Origin of the sequence: Haematospirillum sp. 15-248, assembly GCF_012102665.1 — a bacterium.
Taxonomy (GTDB): domain Bacteria; phylum Pseudomonadota; class Alphaproteobacteria; order Rhodospirillales; family Rhodospirillaceae; genus Haematospirillum.
Window position 1 is genome coordinate 569,454 of the sequence record NZ_JAAVTF010000001.1, and the last position, 18,090, is coordinate 587,543.

The 18,090-nt window shown below is 54.1% G+C and carries 15 protein-coding genes; 6 read left to right on the forward strand and 9 right to left on the reverse strand.

Going from position 1 to position 18,090, the window contains the following annotated elements:
* The first annotated feature begins 18 nt into the window (after positions 1-18).
* The gene (locus HEQ72_RS02660) at positions 19-513 is read left to right on the forward strand and encodes a CoA-binding protein (protein WP_245183032.1); all 495 of its coding nucleotides are present in this window, start codon (positions 19-21) and stop codon (positions 511-513) included.
* A 36-nt stretch (positions 514-549) separates the two neighbouring features.
* Here the strand turns inward: HEQ72_RS02660 and HEQ72_RS02665 are convergent, their stop codons facing one another.
* Positions 550-1,854, reverse strand: coding sequence for a glutamine synthetase family protein (locus HEQ72_RS02665; RefSeq protein ID WP_245184095.1), 1,305 nt, complete (start codon positions 1,852-1,854; stop codon positions 550-552).
* A 246-nt stretch (positions 1,855-2,100) separates the two neighbouring features.
* On the opposite strand from HEQ72_RS02665, the gene HEQ72_RS02670 reads away from it, so the two are divergent.
* On the forward strand, positions 2,101-2,760 hold the full coding sequence (locus HEQ72_RS02670) for a hypothetical protein (RefSeq protein WP_168022454.1): 660 nt from the start codon (positions 2,101-2,103) through the stop codon (positions 2,758-2,760).
* Between the two features lie 29 nt (positions 2,761-2,789).
* Here HEQ72_RS02670 and glpD read toward each other — a convergent pair whose 3' ends face one another.
* Positions 2,790-4,313 carry a glycerol-3-phosphate dehydrogenase gene (gene glpD, locus HEQ72_RS02675; RefSeq protein ID WP_168022455.1) on the reverse strand — a complete coding sequence of 508 codons (1,524 nt, stop codon included), beginning with the start codon at positions 4,311-4,313 and terminating at the stop codon, positions 2,790-2,792.
* A 301-nt stretch (positions 4,314-4,614) separates the two neighbouring features.
* Between glpD and HEQ72_RS02680 the strand changes: the two genes are divergently transcribed.
* Positions 4,615-5,409 carry a DeoR/GlpR family DNA-binding transcription regulator gene (locus tag HEQ72_RS02680; protein WP_168022456.1) on the forward strand — a complete coding sequence of 265 codons (795 nt, stop codon included), beginning with the start codon at positions 4,615-4,617 and terminating at the stop codon, positions 5,407-5,409.
* Here the strand turns inward: HEQ72_RS02680 and HEQ72_RS02685 are convergent.
* Positions 5,406-6,647 (reverse strand): TIGR03862 family flavoprotein, encoded by a 1,242-nt coding sequence (locus HEQ72_RS02685; RefSeq protein WP_168022457.1) that lies wholly within the window; start codon positions 6,645-6,647, stop codon positions 5,406-5,408. The two genes, HEQ72_RS02680 and HEQ72_RS02685, sit on opposite strands and share 4 nt — an antisense overlap.
* Before the next feature lie 168 nt (positions 6,648-6,815).
* On the opposite strand from HEQ72_RS02685, the gene HEQ72_RS02690 reads away from it, so the two are divergent.
* The 3 genes from HEQ72_RS02690 (at position 6,816) to HEQ72_RS02700 (ending at position 8,569) form a co-directional block, all read left to right on the forward strand.
* Positions 6,816-7,250: an Lrp/AsnC family transcriptional regulator gene (locus HEQ72_RS02690; RefSeq protein ID WP_066135189.1), complete on the forward strand. Its 435-nt coding sequence runs from the start codon at positions 6,816-6,818 to the stop codon at positions 7,248-7,250.
* 152 nt (positions 7,251-7,402) lie between these two features.
* Positions 7,403-7,630 carry a hypothetical protein gene (locus HEQ72_RS02695; RefSeq protein ID WP_168018609.1) on the forward strand — a complete coding sequence of 76 codons (228 nt, stop codon included), beginning with the start codon at positions 7,403-7,405 and terminating at the stop codon, positions 7,628-7,630.
* 411 nt (positions 7,631-8,041) lie between these two features.
* Complete coding sequence (locus tag HEQ72_RS02700) at positions 8,042-8,569, forward strand: chemotaxis protein CheW (RefSeq protein WP_066136762.1); 528 nt, start codon at positions 8,042-8,044, stop codon at positions 8,567-8,569.
* Positions 8,570-8,604: 35 nt separating this feature from the next.
* On the opposite strand, the gene HEQ72_RS02705 is transcribed toward HEQ72_RS02700, so the two are convergent.
* The 6 genes from HEQ72_RS02705 to HEQ72_RS02730 all read right to left on the reverse strand — a co-directional run bounded on the left by HEQ72_RS02705 (position 8,605) and on the right by HEQ72_RS02730 (position 17,880).
* Complete coding sequence (locus HEQ72_RS02705) at positions 8,605-11,142, reverse strand: PAS domain-containing hybrid sensor histidine kinase/response regulator (RefSeq protein WP_168022458.1); 2,538 nt, start codon at positions 11,140-11,142, stop codon at positions 8,605-8,607.
* 159 nt (positions 11,143-11,301) lie between these two features.
* Positions 11,302-12,957, reverse strand: coding sequence for a diguanylate cyclase domain-containing protein (locus HEQ72_RS02710; protein WP_168018605.1), 1,656 nt, complete (start codon positions 12,955-12,957; stop codon positions 11,302-11,304).
* Positions 12,954-13,343: a response regulator gene (locus HEQ72_RS02715; RefSeq protein WP_168022459.1), complete on the reverse strand. Its 390-nt coding sequence runs from the start codon at positions 13,341-13,343 to the stop codon at positions 12,954-12,956. Before HEQ72_RS02715 ends, HEQ72_RS02710 begins: the two co-directional genes overlap by 4 nt.
* A complete protein-coding gene (locus HEQ72_RS02720; RefSeq protein ID WP_168022460.1) occupies positions 13,337-16,120 on the reverse strand; it encodes a PAS domain S-box protein in 2,784 nt (927 codons plus the stop codon). Before HEQ72_RS02720 ends, HEQ72_RS02715 begins: the two co-directional genes overlap by 7 nt.
* A 151-nt stretch (positions 16,121-16,271) precedes the next feature.
* On the reverse strand, positions 16,272-17,048 hold the full coding sequence (locus HEQ72_RS02725) for a putative DNA-binding domain-containing protein (protein ID WP_168018597.1): 777 nt from the start codon (positions 17,046-17,048) through the stop codon (positions 16,272-16,274).
* Positions 17,032-17,880 (reverse strand): DUF692 domain-containing protein, encoded by an 849-nt coding sequence (locus HEQ72_RS02730; RefSeq protein ID WP_168022461.1) that lies wholly within the window; start codon positions 17,878-17,880, stop codon positions 17,032-17,034. Before HEQ72_RS02730 ends, HEQ72_RS02725 begins: the two co-directional genes overlap by 17 nt.
* Positions 17,881-18,090: the final 210 nt, after the last annotated feature.

Below are 18,090 nucleotides of genomic sequence, written 5' to 3' on the forward strand. Positions count from 1 at the left end.
GTAATGGAGATCATGACGATGGACAAAAACCCCATGCACTTCCGTCACACACCAGACCAGCTTCCACAAGATCCCCATGCCCTGATTGCCTATCCGGATTCCGTCCTGCGCAGCATTCTTGAAACTGTGCGTGTTATTGCTATGGTGGGGGCTTCTGACAGGCCGGAACGCCCAAGCTACGGCGTGATGGCCTTTCTGCAAAAGAAAGGGTACCGGGTCATCCCGGTCAATCCGTCACTGGCCGGTCAAACCCTGTTGGGGGAGCAGGTCTTTGCATCCTTGGGCGATATCCCCCATGATTTTGACATGGTAGATATTTTCCGGAAAAGTGATGCCGTACCCAACATTGTGGACGAGGCCATTCGCCTGGCACAACAGCGCCATATAAAGATCATATGGATGCAGATCGGCGTAAGGAACGACCACGCTGCGTCCACGGCCGAAGCCGCGGGCCTGTCTGTCATCATGAACCGCTGCCCGAAACAGGAATATCCCCGCGTCATGTCACCCTGATCAGACGCGGGGACCAGACATCCATTCACGCCATCATTAAACGTTCAGCAACAGGAACTCACGCTCCCAAGAGCTGATGACATCCTGATAGGCATCCCACTCCGCCCACTTCACCGCCGTGAAGGCAGCCCCGAACAAATCCCCCAGATGCTCGTGCAGGCGCTGTGCTTTCTGGAACTTCTCAATGGCATCGGGCAAATGTTTTGGCAGATCATGGGCCTTGGTGTAGCCCGATCCCGTTATCGGGTTTGATGGCTCCAGACGCTCCACCATGCCCAGATAGCCGCACAACAGCGATGCCGCAATGGCAAGATAGGGATTGGCATCCGCTCCGGACAAACGGTTCTCGATGCGGGTATCGCCGGCTTCCGAGTTGGGGACACGCAAACCAACCGTCCGGTTGTCACGCCCCCAGTGCATGTTGATCGGGGCCGAGAAATTCTTCACCAGCCGCCTGTAACTGTTGACGTGCGGTGCCAGCAGCAACATGGCTTGGGGCAAGTAGGTTTGCAAGCCGCCAATGTGCCAACGGAAGAGATCACTTTCCTTGCCGTCCCGATCAACAAACAGGCTGAGCCTGCTGTCACGTTCAACCACAGACTGATGCAGATGCATGGCGCTGCCCGGCTGTCCCTCAAGGGGTTTGGCCATAAAGGTCGCGTACACATTGTGACGCAGCGCTGTCTGATGCACCGTACGCTTGAACAGGAAAACCTGGTCCGCCAGATCCAAGGGGTCTCCGTGCTCGAAATTGATCTCCATCTGCGCAGGCCCGGACTCGTGATGGAGCGTATCAACATCAAGCCCCTGAGCCTCGGCATAGTCATACACGTCCTCGAACAAAGGATCGAATTCGTTGACCGCATCGATCCCAAAAGCCTGACGCCCGATTTCAGCCCGACCTGAACGTCCGATGGGAGGCTCCAGAGGATAGTCAGGGTCCGTGTTGACCTTGACCAGATAAAACTCAAGCTCAGGGGCAATAACGGGGGCCCACCCCTTTTCCTCATACAGGCGCAACACCCGGCGAAGAACGTGGCGGGGCGCAATATCAACAGCACTGCCATCCCTGTAATAGCAATCGTTGATAACCTGGCAGGTTGGCTCGTCGTACCACGGAACGACTCGGACCGTGGATGGATCAGGACGCAAATACATGTCCTGATCCACATCCTCCATCACATCCTCTTCGGGGTAGTCCCCCGTGATTGTCTGAATAAACAAACTTTCAGGCAAACGCAGCCCACGGTCTTTCAGACCAGCAATAAATTTGTGGGCAGGTAATATTTTACCCCTTGGTACGCCCGCAAGATCGGGAACAAGGCATTCCACTTCGGTCATGCCTCGCTCTGTGATCCACTGGACCAGATCTTCTGTTGTCAGGGGCCCTCCACTATCGGTAGAGGAAGGAGAAGAGGCCGGGGCGCCGCTCGGCGCGGCTTCGGTCTCAGACATGCAACGCCTCGTCTGTAAAGTCATACACTCGCAGATGATAGCCCGACATCCCCCGCAGAGACAACCATGACAACAGACGAAAACAGCCGTATGTACACGCGGAACGGGCGGACGTAGAATGATTGAATGCCCGTGCCGTGGTCCACATACGGCGTCCGGGACTTCCGGGGGGAGGAGGACCAAGCCATGGATTATGCCGTTCTGACGGGGCTGACGGTATCCGTTGCCGCCTTGGTTGTCGGTCTTTTCTTCCTGCTCTCCTATCTGTCATCCCTTGTCAAATCAGCCTATCAGATAAAGGTGGAACTCCGCTCTGACATGGAGAAAAACCTGCGCCATATTCGGGATGAGCTTGGAAAACAGTCACGCCAGTTGCGCACCGAGCTTGTCAAGGATGTCAGCAGGATCCGCCGGTCGCTGGAACAGGACAGCGCGGTACGCATTGATCGCATGGAACACGACCTGCGCGCCACAACGGAAGAAAGCATACGCAAACACGAAGCCGCTGTACGTGAACACATGAGCATCATTGCATCACGCCTTGCGCAGATCGAGGATGACATATCCCGCGCTTACAAGAACGCAGCGCGGCAACAGGCACCACGCAAAGTGCAGCGGGACACGACACGAAGACCCGGCCAGGACTCCAGGGAAGCCGGAGCAAGGGCAGCACACATGATGGAGCTGTTACAGGCCCGACAAGAACAGGCTGAAACCAAGGCCACAGATCAGACACCACCCCTTCCCCAGCCGGTTGACTTGCCGGATTTCGGTAATCCAACCCGACAATAGAAGACCTGATGCCGTGTTACTTAGGAAAATCAGGAGACCTGACTACGGATCCAGGTATCCAGAGCCCCTGCCTCCTCTCGGGTCACGCGCAATCCCAAGCGGGACCGTCGCCATAACACATCGTCTGCGCTGCGGGCCCATTCATGCTGGATCATCCACTGCACCTCCCGAACGGTCAGACCTGCCCCGAAAGCCTCCCCAAGATCAGAAAAGCACGACGCATCACCCAGAAGATCGTTTACACACGTACCATATGCACTGAAAAGACGGTGCGCCTGACGCGCGTCCAGAAAAGGATAAGCCCTCAACAGATCTGCAATGTGTCTGTCAAAGTCAACGGGATCAAAATCACCGCCCGGCAGACAGGAATCCTCTGTCCACGATGGGCCAAGACCGGGAAAGAACTCACGCAGACGTTCAAGGGCTGACTCGGCAAGCTTGCGGTACGTCGTTATCTTGCCACCAAAAACGTGAAGAACAGGGGCCGAATCAGAAGGTCGCTCAACACGCAGAACATAATCACGTGTCACAGCATGAGACGCCGAGGCGCCATCGTCATACAAAGGCCGAACACCGGAATATGTCCAGACAACATCCGAAGGACAAACTGAATAGCGAAAATAACGTGAAACGGCCGCACATAGATACGCAGTCTCTTCCCCCGAACAGCAGGCATCCGATGGGTCACCACTGTAATCCAGATCTGTTGTGCCAATCAGGGTAAAATCATCTTCAAAAGGCAGGGCAAAAATAACGCGACGATCCGTGTGCTGAAGCATGTAAGCTTTTTCATGGCTGAACTGCTTGGGAACCACAATATGACTTCCACGGACCAAGCGTACCTTCTCTCTCGGTCCTGCATGAGACGATGCACCATCAATCACGTTGGCCATAACATCATTCACCCACGGTCCGGATGCATTGACCAGAACTTTTGCCCATACATCCTGTTCACGGGATGAATCACGCGACACGACAGTCAGGCACCACCCTCCTGCATCACGGCGGGCCCTGATACACCGTGTACCACTGTCAATAACAGCACCACGCTCGGCCGCATCGCGCGCATTAAGGATTACCAACCGCGCATCATCTACCCAACAGTCGGCATACTCAAACCCCTTCTGGAAAGCCGGTAAAAGGGGCGCACCGGACGGATCAACTCGCAAGTCCAAGGCACGGGATGCAGGCAAAAACTGACGCTGCCCCAAAAAATCGTACAGGAAAAGACCAAAACGCAGGATCCAGTACGGGCGCAAACCCGGTGCCCAAGGAAGGATAAAGGACAAAGGACGAACAAGGTGCGGAGCGGACCGCAACAAAACGTTCCTTTCAGCCAGAGACTCCCGAACCAAGCGAAACTGCATATGTTCAAGATAACGCAAGCCACCATGAATCAACTTGGTACTGGCCGATGAGGTTGCTGATGCGAGGTCATCACGCTCGCACAAATACGTCGACAAGCCACGTCCGGCAGCATCTCGCGCGATACCACACCCATTAATGCCGCCACCAATAACGGCAAGATCATAGGGTGCGTTATACGCTGTCATTGCATACCCCTTACGTTGTTCCCGACCCTGTTAAACAGAAAATACTGAACAAATTTTCTACGCCCATATTCTTAAGGATGATCAATTTTCATATAAAGATAAAAAGGTTCAAGACAGTTATAGAACTATATCAGCGCATCTACCATAGATCTATATACCGACAATTCCCTCTTAACTTTTAAAACAACAAGCCGAAAACAAGGGGTAGAAACCAGACATCTTTATCGTGTTTTTACACCTTGACCGGGAAAAGATGATCCTTATGCTTCCTCGCTCATATCTTGCATGAAAAGGACACACGATGATCCTGTCTTTCCGGCAGCAGGAAATCATGGACGCGGCTCGTGAAACCGGAAGGGTCCTGGTTGATGACCTTGCATCCCGCTTCCAGGTCACACCACAAACAATCCGCAGGGATCTGAACGAGCTGTGTGAACGTGGCATGCTGGCCCGGGTCCATGGTGGTGCAGTGCTGGCTTCAGGGATCGAGAATGTCGGCTACGAAACACGCCGTGTCATTGCTGCCGACGAAAAGAATGAAATCGGGCGACTGTGTGCGTCGGAAATACCGCACAACGCATCCCTGTTCATGAATATTGGCACAACAACAGAGGCTGTTGCCCGTGCCCTTCTGGGCCACCGGAATCTGCTTGTCATTACCAATAATCTTAATGTTGCCAATACACTGACCCAGAACCCATCATGCGAGATCATTGTCGCCGGTGGCATGCTTCGCCGCTCTGACGGTGGCCTGGTCGGGGAAGCCACAGCCGAGTTCGTCAAGAAGTTCAAGGTTGACTACGCTGTTATCGGGGCATCTGCCATGGACGAGGATGGCGCTCTTCTGGATTACGACTATCGGGAAGTACGCGTGGCCCAAGCTATTATTGAAAATGCCAGACAGGTATTTCTGGTTGCAGACCGCACAAAGCTGTCACGATCGGCACCTGTACGGATCGCTCATATAAGCCAGGTTTCGGCCTTGTTCACAGACGAGGTGACCTCCCCTCGCCTTTCCCAGGTCTGTACCCAGGGGGGCGTCAAGGTCTTCTGTACAGCAAACGCCATAACCCGGATCAGTGTCTTGCAGGACTAATCTTCACAACGATCCTGCTTCTGCAACCATGACACAAGACCGGAAGCCGCGTGCGCACCTGTTGCCAGGCAGGCTGTCAGCAAATATCCTCCGGTCGGTGCTTCCCAGTCCAGCATCTCTCCGGCACAAAAAACGCCCGGCCAAGATGACAGCATCAGCGAGGAGTCCAGTTCTGCCCGCACCACTCCCCCCGCTGAACTGATAGCCTCGGCTATGGGTCGGGGGGCTAACAGCGACAAAGGCAACGCCTTGAGGAACCGGGCCAGATCATCAGGACGGGACAATGTAGAGGGATCGACACACTCGCGCAGCAACGCGGCCTTGACGCCCCCCAGCCCAACAGTTTTTCTAAGAAATGTTGACCAGGACTGACGACCGCGGGGTGATGAGAGACTTCGCACCACCTGCCCATAGCCACGATCAGGCAACAAATCCAGACAGGGCACAGCCTGACCATCTCTTTCCAGCGCATTCCGCAAAGCGGCTGCAAAAGCATAGACGAGGCCACCCTCTATCCCGCTGCGGCTGACAATCATTTCGCCCTTCCGGGTAACGCCTTCAAAAGACAACGCCACACCCTTGAGGGGTTCTCCTTCCCAGCGGGCCATAAAATGATCGGACCAAGCCCGCTCAAAACCGCAATTGGCAGGACGCAGCGGGGCAATGGAAAGACCTGCAGAGGACAGAATATCAACCCAGGCCCCGTCAGACCCAAGCCGCGGCCAACTGGCACCGCCCATTGCCAGTAACACAGCACGCGCACGGACAGATACATGCCCTTCCGGACTCTCAAACACCCAGTCTCCGGACGAAGCACGCCCGATCCAACGACAACGGGTGTGAATGACAACGCCTTGGCTGCGCAGCTGCCTGAGCCAGGAAAGCATTAAAGGAGCTGCCTTAAAGTCAACGGGAAAGACACGCCCCGATGTACCCACAAATGTCGCAATCCCGAGATCGGCAGCCCAACGCTGAACGTCTTCTGGACCAAAAGCCCTGATCATAGGTTCCAGCCAAGACCTTTGCTCACCATAACGACCCAGGAAAAGATCCTCAGGCTCGGAATGCGTCAGGTTAAGACCCCCTCGACCTGCCAACAAAAATTTGCGCCCGGGGGAAGGCATGGCATCAAAGACATGCACATCCGAAAAAACAGATGAAATCTTTTGTGCGGCAATCAAGCCAGCCGGCCCTGCCCCAATGATAGCCACATTCACGGCCTTTACAGATGTGCACATCTCTTCTTTCCAGCCTGATCCGGCGCGGACCATAGCAGTGTCAAAACCTGAAAGCCAAGGCCCATTCACGCGCCATGAACCCGGGCATGACCCAATCATGGCGCTTGCCCAAATGGGCCGAGCGTGCATCATGGGGACAAAACTGAACAATAGGTTTCTTGGTGGACTATGGCTCTTGATGATCTGGATCGACGCCTTCTGGCACTGCTGCGTGATAACGCGCGGCTACCAGTTGCCTCCTTGGCGGGCATTCTTGGCGTGTCACGCGGCACTGTCCAGAACCGCCTGGATCGCCTTCAAACAGACGGGGAAATTCTTGGTTTCACAGTACGAACCCGCTCTGAGGTAACTGGCCCCACAGAAGGGGTACGCGCCATTACGCTGATCCACGAACAAGCGCGCACCAGCGAAAACACCCTGCGGGCCCTGCGTGAAATCCCCGAAGCAAAAACCATCTACACGTCGAATGGACGTTGGGACATTGTTATGGAAATGCAGGCGCAATCCTTGTCAGAGCTGGACAATGCCCTGTCATACATCAGAAAGCTGAAAGGCGTGGAAATCACAGAGACCATAATACTTCTCACACCACACAAATTATAAGAACGAAAGAAAATGAACGGCAAAACACCGTCATAAAACCAGAATAAAGCCTGCATTGTATGCTATCATTTGCGCATATAAATAGAATTGAATACTGAGCAATAAAAGGTAAAATACGGGAACGGTAGTAACTGCTTCGGATAATCTTTGCCATGCCGTTTGATATTTATGGAACGTACCATGATACATGCACAGAAGGCTTGGATCCGGATTCCTGCTCCCCGGCGGGTCGCGTAGTTGCCATTCGCGGCATTCACGCCTGTTTGACATACTTGCTTCACGAGGCTGAAGCCCTGAGCCCGGAACTTGCCAGTTCTATCCATTCAGCTATCAGCGCAGCTGAAGATGTCATGCAACAACAGCCCGACATGCGCAACTGAGGTACCCACGACCACTTGCTTGATCTACACACCGAATCATCGCGGCGCCGTGGTTTTGCTTGTATGCGATTGCAGCTGATTCCCGGTATGCTGTGGCAGCATGAAGCGGAGGACGCGAAAAAAAACCTTGGATTGATAGACTGATATTATAAAAACCACGACAGGGCTATCCCCCTACCGAAACCAAGATGTACACTTGTCTGCACAGTCAAATGACGATACGGACAACAACTGCCGAAACAGCCAAATTCCACCTTGCATACCAAGGTTTTTTTGCCTGCTCGCTTTTGGTCCTTCCTGTTCGTGTCCATCCCGTCACAGGCCAACATCAGTCTGGCAAAAGATCTGGCACAGGCAGTTCATTGCGTTCATTATCGTGCACAACAGGGGATCACTGGAGAGTGTGAAAACATGGGTGACTTGACCCCCAGCCAAGGGCATATCGTACCTTCAACAGGAGGGCGTACCGCCGCTGGTCGCGACGAGCAGGTTTTTGTAACTGTCTACGTCGAACGCCAGCTGTTTGGGATCCCGGTAGAGCGCGTCCAGGACATTCTGGTCCCCGAAAAGATTGCCCGCATCCCGCTCGCACCCCCCGAAGTCGCGGGCTCCATCAACCTGCGTGGCCGCATTGTAACCGTTATAGACGTGCGCACCCGTCTGGGCCTGCCCAAACAAGCAGAATCCGAAACGCAGGGACACGTTATGTGCGTCACGGTGGAACTTGGTCAGGAACTATACAGCCTCAGGGTCGACAGCGTAGGGAATGTCCTGACACTGCCAACACGTGGTGTAGAACAGAATCCATCCACGCTGGATCCACGCTGGCGCGGCATATCGGCCGGCGTTGTACGGCTGGAGGGAGAATTGCTGATCGTCCTGGATGTCGACTCCTTCCTGGCCTTTGGAGAGGGCGGATTCACGTACGCCAGCCGGTAGGACAGCTTTATCCAGGAAGTCGCAGGAGTCCCCGTCTAGGCAATAGCCTCAGATAACTGGCCACCGGACTCGTGCTCCAGAGACAGCACTTCACGCTCGATAGCCTCAACAAGGGCCTGCATGAAGCTTTGCTCTAACTCGTCATAATCTTCTCCCGGCTTACTCGCCCAGACTCGTCCCTGATCCTCCAGACGTCTCAATGCCTCTACCAGGCGGGGGCAACCAAACAGCATTGCATTCCCTTTCGCGGCATGTGCAATACGCACAACATCCATACTTCTGCCCTGAACAACCATCTGACGTAACTCTGTAATATGGGCTTGCATCGCTTCAAGAAAACTGGGCAACAACGTCACAAGGGATGGGGAAACAGAAACCGACCTACTGGAAGGAAGGCGCGAGACAGCCCCACACATGGATGGATCAACACAGGCCACAATATTATTCCCCGAAAGGAAGCGATCAAGAAGCTCAAGTAACTGTTCGCGTCGCAGGGGTTTGATAACATAGGCGCAACAACCCGCCTCCAAAGCCGCTTCACGATCCTCATCCCGGGAACTGGCCGAAACAGCAACAACAGGAACAGGCTGACGGCCAGCGCATTGCTCTGCAAAACGAATACGCCGTACAGCTTCTATCCCGTTAACCTCGGGCATCTGGATATCCATGAAAACGAGATGATACCCCTCTGGCCCGGATTGAAGACAATTGATGGCTTCCGCACCATTCCGCGCCTCGACAACACAAAATCCAAGGCGACTCAACATTTCACAAATCACCAGTCGGTTAAGGTCCGAGTCATCAACCACCAGAACTTTTATGGCCTCAGGCGCCCTCTCCCAAACCCGCGGCATGCGGACTGGAAGAACATCTTTTACAAGATTGACACGTTCCGGCCCGACAGAAAGAGGGATTGTAAAACTAAAAACAGACCCCTGCCCAACAGCGCTGGATACAGAAATCTTACCGCCAAGCAAGGTGACCAGACGTCTGGAGATAGCCAAGCCAAGACCGGAACCAACAGACTTCCCGATCAACTCGCGATTGACCTGGACAAAGGGGTCAAAGACAGAATCACAAGCCCCTTGTGCAATACCTACACCAGTATCCTCAACATCAAAGCAAAGGACCCCCTGATCTCCGGATAATGAGCCCCGCACACGGACCTCGACATGACCAACCTGTGTAAATTTCACGGCATTGCCGACAAGATTGGCCAAAATCTGACGCAGACAACGGGAGTCTCCCACCCATGTTGCCGGCAATTCCGGGGCGACAACCGCACGCATTTGTATTCCCTTGGCTTTTGCCTCGCCGCGGAACATGTCCGTAACAGCCCCCACAACACGCCGCAGGTCAAATGGTTCAGCCTCAATCCGTATACCGCGGGCTTCGATACGCGAAAAATCAAGAACACTTGTCAAAAGATCCAACAGATGATCACAGGCGCGCTGCAAGACGCGCACGTGCTCTCTCTGTGCTTCCGTCAGGTCACTGACTGACAGAAGGTCAACCAAGCCGAGGATCCCACTCATCGGGGTACGAATTTCATGACTGATCATAGCCAGAAAGTCTGACCGGGCTTTTCCTGCCGCTTCGGCCTCATGTTTTGCCCGTCGCAACGTCTCCTCAACATGAAGGCGCCTGGTTGCATCACGAAGGGTAATCACCAGTTCCTGTGGCCGACGCTCCGGAGAAACGCCCGGTATAGCCCGCCCACGCAGCGACAAGGGGACAGAACGTCCGTCACGGGAAAGCCCGCCGATCAACTCTGCAAACGTCTGCTCCGGATCCAAGAAAAGACCATGCAGGGCACAGTGAAGGCGGCTCCGGTCTGCCGGAGCAATAACAGCGAGAAGATCCATCCCTTGCATGGTACCCGGAGGATAGCCGAAAAGATCCCCCGAAGCAGCGCTATGAAAGGTAATACGCAGATCCGCATCCAGAACTACCACCAATTCGGGCAGATACTCCAGAACCGAACGATGGCGAACCTCGTGCTCGGCAAGCCGCTCTGACACATCACGGTGGCTGGCATTGATACAGTACTGATGGACCAGTTCGCGATAACGTGCCCATCCACCGGCAAGGAGGAAAATACCGTAACCGATACCGGAAAGCCCAATCAGCGGTAAAATAGGTCCTTCATCGCCGGCAAGGACAGCCGCAGGAAAGAACAAGGCCCCACTTGCAAAACCAAACATACCCGCAGGCAAAGGAGCGTAGTTCAACACCGTAATCGCGGCAACAGCAACCAGAACCAGCAGATACAAAAAGGCTTCAGGTCCGGGCAAAACACCCCCGAATGTTACAATGCCGCTTCCCCAGGCCAAGCCTTGCAAGACAGCGAGAACACAAAGGCCGACTTCACAAGTCAAAAGTGCAGATGAGATACTGGCAAGGCGGGAACGCCAGTATATTCTCCAGACAACAGCAAGCAGCCCAGATACAAGAACACTACCCCCCCAGAGGATCCCGCCAACCATGTCAATCGGAACAGCGAACAATAGTGCAACAACAGCCAAGGAGGCGGCTATATTGGCCAGAACGCGTGCAGCTATGGAGCCAGACAAGTACCTCCTGAGCAAATGCTCACGCAATTGACAAGAAGTACCCGACGAAAATGCACCCTCACCTACATCAACGAACCAGAACACAGTGCCTCGCCCACCCATACATACCCCAAGGCGTAAAGGAAGCACAGATACCACCAGACAAGCAAGGACAGGATGTCAGTCAGGCGAGATATCGACGTCACGGTATACTTGCGCACGACCACCACGCTTGGCGGCATAAAGCGCACGATCTGCAGAAGCAAGAAGCTGATCCGCAGCAATACCTGCTGTCAGTTCCGCCACACCGGCACTGAATGTGAGGGTGAATGTTTCCGAACCACTGTGATGGGTAATGTCACGGAAGGCATCCAGAAGCTCCCCCCCCACCCGCAGGGCATCGGACCCCTTGGTACCAGTCAGTAGAATGGCAAACTCTTCTCCACCAAGACGACCACACAGGTCACCGGACCGTAACCGCTGGCGCAAAAGACGGGCCAAGGATTGCAATACGGCATCACCAGCCGGATGCCCCCACGTATCATTAACTTTCTTGAAATAATCAAGATCAAGAAGCATGACGGAAAGCGGATTACCGCTACGGTGGGCCTGTGCAATCTCCACCTCCAGGCGCTTGTAGAAAGCGGCGTGATTGAGCAGACCGGTCAAGCCATCACGACTGATCATACCCTGTAACTGCCGGGATCTCAAAATACGCTGCCGCACCAAGGCAATCAGATACTCCATGTCAACCGGCTTGGTGACATAGCCATCTCCACCAGCCCGAATGGCATCAATGCGTGATTCCAGATTGTCATCCCGCGTCAGGAAAATCAGCGGCAAGTTTGTATAAGCGGGTTGCTGGCGTATAGCGGCTGCAACCTCAAGACCACTAAAGTCAGGCATATGCCGGTCAATGACCAGCAAGTCTGGCCGGAACACACTGATCACATCCAGAATATTTTCGGCGTGCGGCAATGTTTCGCACGAAATACCAACCTCGGACAGCACGTGCTCGCAGACAGCCAAAATGGCTTCGTCATCATCAACAATAAGAACACGCGGTACGGCATAACCAATAGGACCGGCTGCATGCTCTATGGCATCAACAACCTCGGCACCACCACTGCTGATGTCGATGACAGAACCGGCACCGTTATGCCACGCATCAACACGGCACCGCAGATCTATCTTGTCCGATAAAATAACCAAGGACACAGAAGGTGGGCACAGGGCACGAACCTGATCAGCGGAAAGCCCGGATACTGTAGAATGCCTGTCAATCAACACAGCCCGCAATTGGTTGTCTTGTAGCAACATCATGAAACAATCACGGTTACTGCACAGGGACAGCTCCAGACCAAAGGGGTGGAGCTCCTGAGCTAACCGAGTGAACTCCCCAAGCGCAGAGGATACAAGCGCAATAATACGGGGCTGTCCTGATGGTGCATCCTCTGTCCCGTCATGAGACAGGGCAAAAAGGGTACTGTCTTCCGCATTGGTTGCTTCCATACGCAGAACAACGCGCTCGAACAAAGCGCGCATCTGCCGGATATCACGTACAGAAGGTGAAGACTGACGCTCGACCAATGCATTGATCATCACTTCCAGCGCCATGGCCGCACGCCCGAGCGCCGCAAACCCCATACTGCCGGCAGATCCGGCCAACTGATGAGAATCACGCCGGAAATCAGCAAAGTAACGATCACGACGGATATCCTTCCCCTTTTCGGCAAGCGACACAAAATGGTCAACGGCTTCCTGCATCGATACACGCCGTGCATCAAGGGAATGGACATAGCGTATGATCAAATCACGCAGCTTGCCTTCGGTCATATGCACTCCGCACGCTGCCAGATTGTCCGGACCTGTTCGGCCAATGTCATAGGATCAAACGGCTTGCTGATAACACCAGCCGCTCCCATATCAAGGTAACGGGCCACTTCGTGCGACTGAACCTTGGCTGTCATGAAAGCAACAGGAACACGATCACCGCCGGGAAGCTTCCGCAAGGCTTGCAGGGTACCCGGACCATCCATACCCGGCATCATGACGTCCAGAAGAACAATCTGAGGATCTGCCGAAGGAAAAGCAGACAGTGCCTCGTCTCCCGATGAACAGGCCGTTACCTTCAATCCTCCGACATCGACCAGGGCCAGAGTGGCAATGGCTTGAATATCAGGGTCATCTTCCACGTAAAGCACCCGCTGCAGGGTCACCATGAACCCTCCTTGCCATGTCCTGTCGGTTGCGCACGCCCGGAATCACCAACAGCCGGAATATCAACATAAAATGTTGTTCCCTGCCCTTCAACTGAATGAAATCCAATGTGTCCACCGTGATGCTCGACGATCGCCTTGGCAATGGACAAGCCAAGTCCGGTCCCTCCCTTGGCGCGGCGATCCGTGGAGTCGGCCTGTGAAAACTTCTGAAAAATATCATCACGAAAACTTTCAGGAATACCGGGGCCGAAATCCTCTACCGTCAGGTGCACCATTGGTCCTGACAACTGGACGCCAACGTTGACCGCACCGCCAGATGGAGAAAACTTGACTGCATTCGACAGAAGGTTTGTCACAACCTGGAAAAGCCGGTCCCTGTCCCCATGCACCATGACATGGTCTGGTAAGGCCGCAGCAATAACCTTGACCTTGTACTGGTTGGCAAAAGCCTCGTTATCCGTAATGGATCGCCTTATGACATCAGAGAAGTCAATAACCTGCATGTCAAAGACCATGCGCCCTGCTTCTATCTTCTGGATATCCAGAATGTCATTGACCAACCGGATAAGACGCTCACAGTTTGAATGGGCAATATGGATCAGCTCATTCGCCTTCTCGGGAAGAACACCGGCCGCACCAGCACCAACCAGCCCCAGTGATCCACGGATTGACGTCAAGGGCGTTCTTAGTTCGTGACTGACTGTAGATACGAACTCGCTTTTCATTCTCTCCACACGCTTGCGCTCGGAAATATCACGCACCACACCAATGAAGAGACGAACACCACCAATCCAGACTTCACTGACAGCCAGCTCAACCGGGAAAAGCTCCCCGTTCTTTCGTTTGGCCTCCAGCTCGCGAACCATCCCAATAGCCTTGGGAAGGCCGTGCTCCAGATAATCAGCAAGATAGGTCCCATGATGAGCGGCATAAGGCTCTGGCATCAACATGGAGACATCGTGGCCCATCATATCAGCCGCCGCATAACCAAACATTTTTTCCGCTGCAGGGTTGACAGACAGAACCTTGCCTTTCTCATTGATTGTTATAATCCCATCAACAACGGTGTTGACAATGGTACGGAACCGCTCCTCGCTGTCCTGCAGAGCCTGACGTGCCAGGTAACTTTCCGTAATGTCCAGGGCCGTTCCCCGAAATCCATTCAGATGGCCATCCTCTGTCAGAATAGGAAGCCCGGACAAACGCAAGCGAACAGATGTTCCATCGGCTCGTGAAGCATCGGCTTCCATCCGAAATCCTGTCAAGCGCCCCAGGGAGGACTCAAGAAACCTCCGGGTCTCTCCACGCATGAAAGAGACAAACAGGCAGCCCTTCATATCGGGCGGGCGATAACCAAGAACACCCTGCACGCGCTCCGTCACAAAGACGATGCAACCGGCCGCATCGACTTCCCAAACAAATTCCCCTGATGCTTCAGCAACATCCCGGAACCTTTGCTCGCTTTGCCGCAAGGCACTTTCAGCCGAAAGGCGGCGGCTGATATTACGGGCTATCGCGAAAATACCGGCACTGTCACTAACCGCCGTAAAGGACAGGGGCGTCTTGCTACCCCCTGCCCCCGTCACATGAACAACAAATTCCTCAACCCTTGCCCCCTCGATCAAACGGGCGACAACATCATGAAATGCCTTGCGGTCATCGGAAACAACAAAATCTGATAACAACTTGCGGAGCAGACTGCCCGGTTCTACCCCCAGTACATACCCCCACGCAGGATTGACTGACACAAAAGCACCCTCTGGATCCAGAATGCACACCGGATCCGGAGACAGCTCGAACAGACGGTTACGATCTGCAATGGCCCGGGAAAGTGGCCACCACAGCAGGGACAGGGCGACCAACGCTCCGAAAAGAAGAAACAGTTCCCGGACAAGGGTGCTGTACCACTCTGCCAAGGCAACCGACCATGGCCGGGACAAGATCAGGCCCAACGGCAGATCATCGACCCGGCGTATGACCGTCATCCACTGTTCATCCTCAAGAACAGTATCGACCAGCAGGGACTCTTCTACCGGCAATGGGCCCAGAGGGAGGCTATACACCTTGCGCCCTGTCCAGTTGTTACGCTGGGGAGGCACTTCGGCCTCAACCACCGCACCCGTTCCTGTCACAAGGACAACAGACGCTCCGGTTCGTGAGGCAAGATAACGAACATGCGATGCAAGAGGGACCGTCCCGACTGTTGCCAGGATTACTCCGGAAAATGCCCCTTCAGGACTGGACAAACGGCGCGCCATGGCAATAAACCATTCGCCGCTGATACGGCCGGTTACGGGGTCGCCGACAAACAGGACGTCATTGCCTTCGTTCAACCCATCAGCAAAGAAACGAAAATACTGCCGGTCTGCAACATTGAGACGGGGAAGAATGTCGTAACCACTGTGAAAAACAACATCACCATTCTGGTCAAAGACCAGGATATCATCAATTGCAGGAGTAGACATGGCATGGCGGCGTAACTGGGATACAATGCTGGCATAGCGTGACTGAACGTCAAAACTGCCTGCCTCCAGAACAGACAGCGCCGAAATCAGGGCCACATCGACCGCCCGCAGGGAAGACGAAAGAGCCGCAGCAGACGCCCCAACCATCGCCACGGCCTCCCGGCGCGATGATTCCAGCGCGCGGCCATGACTCTGCCACTCGAACCAGATTGTCCACAGGACAAGAAGGCCCAAGGCAGAAAGCATGATAACAATAACAGACCTGTTCTGGCGCACGGGAACGGCCTTTCCCACAGCCAAGCGGACATACATACGCCCGCAGCGTCGTCCAACGGTACCAAAAATACATGCTAAAGACGAAAGAGAATTCTTTCACTAGAAAAGAGTTGTTCCGCATACCACCGGAGAATTGCGCATCAGGAGATAACAATCAAAAAATTGATCAATCAATTAGTAAGAGACATCATTCAGATCCCTGAAATCGAACTCCAGCAAACCATTGCCCGTCCAGCGCCCTGATCAAAAAAGCCTGTAAGTCAAAATCCGGGTGTGACGCCAAGACACCCGATGCAGCCTGCCCGAAACATTCACCGGAAAAACACCGCTGCAAAAACACAGAACCAGGTTGACCAACATTTTCCACCAGAACTTGGTCGCCAGGCCGCACCAGCAACAGAAACTCGGGCCCATCACCAAGAGAAAGAGTGGACATATCCTGTAGCAGGCTGGCCGACCGAATGGCACTGATCGGCCACAAGGACGAGAACAGGCACGACGCTGTACGTGGAACAAAAATAAGATCATCAATGGGGCCTGAAAGGCTTGCAATATCAAGACAGGGGCTTTCTGCATGCCGGCTGACACGATGACACTCCCATTCAAGGGCCGCCACATCGACCAGCCAAGGCGTCCCAGCCACGCTGTCCTGCTCACCCAGAAATGCAGGAAACCCATCTCCAGCATCAAGCAAGCACGGAACATGAACCGGATAAGCCCTGAAAAAGGCTCTAACCAAACCTTGGAAGCAATCTGCGCCAACCACGCGGCGCACAGCAGGAAAAACAGCTGCCATAGCATCGATCTGAACAGATAGAATCCTGCTGCAATAAACAGACAGCCCCGGTCCCTCCAGCCATTCATCAAGGTGATGCCGGATGTCGTCCTGCCCAAGCATTACTTTTGCAAAACACGCTTGCAAATCCGCCCAAGGCGGGGCCAAGCGATCAGGAAAGACAGGCACGGACATCCTCCTCCTGAAGCAGGATATCCCGTGCGACAACGACTTCATCCAGAAGCGTAATCAAGGGGGGGATGTTGTTGTCCCACTCCACCAAGACTGGGAGCGCACCCCGTATCGCAACAACCTGTCGCAAAAGATCCCAGACAGCAGATGACACACGACTGCCGTGATCATCGACCTTCAGTATCCGTCCATCGTCCAGAACCGTGTGATGATGGCCGGCGACATGGATCTCGTCCACCAGGTCGAGTGGAAACGATCGCATACACAGCTGGTAGTCCAGCCCCATATTGTGGCAGCTGACCACCACATTATTGAGATCAAGCAGCAACCGGCAGCCCGTCCGGTGTGCCAAGGCTGCAAGAAATTCAGGCTCCGGAATAACCGAATGGCGAAACCACAGGTAACGGGACGGGTTCTCAACCAGAACAGGCCGCCCCAACACCTGTTGGAGTGTATCAACGTTACGCACCACCACTTCCAGGGTCTCATACGTCAACGGTACAGGAAGCTGATCATGAAAATAGGCAGCATCATGACGGCTCCACGCCAGATGGACAGAAAAAAGGCACGGCTTGAAGCGGTTATGTAATGCCAATATGCGTGAGAGGAATGCGGTATCATCCCCACAGGATGACCCGGGCGACAGCCCTACTGAATGAAAGGAGAGGGGCCACAGATCCGCAATCTGATACAGTCCGGCCAGTAAACTTCCACCGTCCATCAAATAGTTCTCGGGATGAATTTCCAACCATCCCGGAATGGACCTCTCACACCCACGCAGTTTGACAAGGTCAGTACAATGCTGTGGCCTGAACCCAATTCCGGCCATAGAACAAGGAGCAAGGCCTGTATCCAAAATCTGCACGCCCACAGGAAAGAACCTCACCGGCCGCTACAGTTCAGAGTCCGGGTAAACACCGGGAACCTTGGAACTGCTTGCGGTTACAGTTGCACTTTTCATGATGAAATCCCCCCCTGCTCAAACTGAGATCTCAAGCCTGCGGACGCGATAGTCTAACAAAATCAGGGAGTCATACTG